Below are 232 nucleotides of genomic sequence, written 5' to 3'. Positions count from 1 at the left end.
ACTCGGCGTAGTCGGAGCGGAAGTCGATCTCGGTGCCTTCCGATTGCTGGCCGCGCAGGCGGAAGTAGGCTTCGAACAGGCGCTCGATGGCGGCCGAGCCGGGCGGACCCTGGAGGCCGAAGTCGGAACCGTCGCCGTCATAGATGAAGTTGCCGAAGTTCGGCGAGCCGATCATGTCGAAGTTCAGGTAGGCCTTGATCTTCTTCTTCTCTTCCGGGGCGAGGTTCTGCAC

1 protein-coding gene is annotated in these 232 nt (G+C 62.5%); it reads right to left on the bottom strand.

The window, feature by feature from the left end:
* On the bottom strand, positions 1-232 hold a 232-nt coding region (locus tag ACLJNW_RS28845; protein ID WP_410962111.1), incomplete at both ends, for a M28 family peptidase.

Source organism: Salmonella sp. SAL4457, assembly GCF_046548235.1.
GTDB classification, from domain to species: domain Bacteria; phylum Pseudomonadota; class Gammaproteobacteria; order Enterobacterales; family Enterobacteriaceae; genus Salmonella; species Salmonella enterica.
The sequence above is the reverse complement of the archived record's forward strand: the minus strand, read 5'-3'. Positions and strand labels throughout refer to the sequence as shown.